This is a genomic window from Pseudoalteromonas aurantia (genome assembly GCF_005886875.1).
GTDB lineage: Bacteria > Pseudomonadota > Gammaproteobacteria > Enterobacterales > Alteromonadaceae > Pseudoalteromonas > Pseudoalteromonas aurantia_A.
This window is the reverse complement of sequence record NZ_PNBY01000189.1, coordinates 1-1,358: the sequence shown is the minus strand read 5'-3', so window position 1 is coordinate 1,358 and position 1,358 is coordinate 1. Positions and strand designations below refer to the sequence as shown.

Genomic DNA, 1,358 nt, shown 5'->3' with positions numbered 1-1,358 from the left:
TATTGAATAGCAAGTGATTTGTACTAGCTCAGGACCCTGTAAATAATTCTGTGTAACTGCTCTTGGTTACAAGTATTCAGTTAGTCGGTCTTCAAACATAATCATAAAACGGTTTAGAGCTTGCTTCCAGTGATGAATAGGCATTGTCCACCTCTTGGAAGCATCCATTATCGCTAAGTACATCACCTTGCTAGCGGATTCATCTGTCGGGAACAGTTTACGTTTCTTGGTCGCTTTTCTGATCACACTGTTCTGAGATTCAATAGCATTTGTCGTGTAGATAGCTTTACGAATATCTTGAGGGTAGCTAAATAGAGTATTGAGATTATCCCAATGAGCCGTCCAGGAGCGGCTGATTTGAGGGTACTTTTCATCCCATTTATCACCAAAGTGCTCTAACGCCAACAGGGCTTCATCCTCCGTTGTTGCTTGATAGATTTCTTTTAAGTCAGCGGTAATTGCCTTGTAGTCTTTCCATGGGACGTATTTCATTGAGTTTCTCACCATGTGTACGATACAGAGCTGAATTTGAGTTTTTGGATAAACAGCGTTGATGGCATCAGGAAAGCCCTTCAGGCCATCTACACACGCGATGAGGATATCATTCACGCCTCGATTTTGAAGTTCGGTGAGCACGCTAAGCCAGAACTTCGCTCCTTCGGTTTCGGACATCCACATCCCAAGAAGTTCTTTCTGACCTTCCATATTTACGCCAAGTGCGAGATAAATGGCTTTGTTGATAACCTGTTTATTCTGGCGTACTTTCACGACGATGCAATCGAGATAAACGATGGGATAGACCGTATCAAGCGGGCGAGATTGCCACTCAACCACTTGTTCTAAAACAGCATCTGTAACTTTAGATATTAGACTGGCGGAGATATCCGCATCGTACATTTCTTTGAATGTTGCGACGATTTCACGGGTGGTCATTCCTTTGGCATATAGGCTTAAGATCTTGTCGTCCATCGATTGAAATCGGGTTTGATGTTTACGAACAAGCTTGGGTTCAAAGGACGCGTCACGGTCACGAGGGACTTCTAACTGGATCTCACCATCGTCTGTAATTAGGCGTTTAGATGAGTAGCCATTTCGACTGTTACTATCGTTAGTTGGTGAGTTTTTTTCGTAACCAAGGTGCTCATTAAGTTCAGCATTTAAGGCTGTCTCAACCGTCACCTTGGTTAACATTTTCCTAAAGTCATCAAGATCAGAAGGAGTCTTAATCGACTTAGCTGCTTCGCGAGCGAAGGCTTCTAGAGCTTTCTTATCCATATTACTTATCCTCAGCCATTACTGGCTTAATTATAAGCAGATACACAATTTAAATTACAGGCTCTAGCTCAGACTTGATCTGA

At 42.6% G+C, this 1,358-nt stretch carries 1 protein-coding gene; it reads right to left on the bottom strand.

From position 1 onward, the window contains the following. Positions 1-66: 66 nt before the first annotated feature. The gene (locus CWC18_RS20555) at positions 67-1,275 is read right to left on the bottom strand and encodes an IS256 family transposase (protein ID WP_138676027.1); all 1,209 of its coding nucleotides are present in this window, start codon (positions 1,273-1,275) and stop codon (positions 67-69) included. Between the last annotated feature and the right edge of the window lie 83 nt (positions 1,276-1,358).

What these genes read in the sequence shown, in the direction of transcription:
- CWC18_RS20555 (WP_138676027.1), bottom strand. Translation starts at nt 1,275, where the DNA reads ATGGATAAGAAAGCTCTAGAAGCCTTCGCTCGCGAAGCAGCTAAGTCG.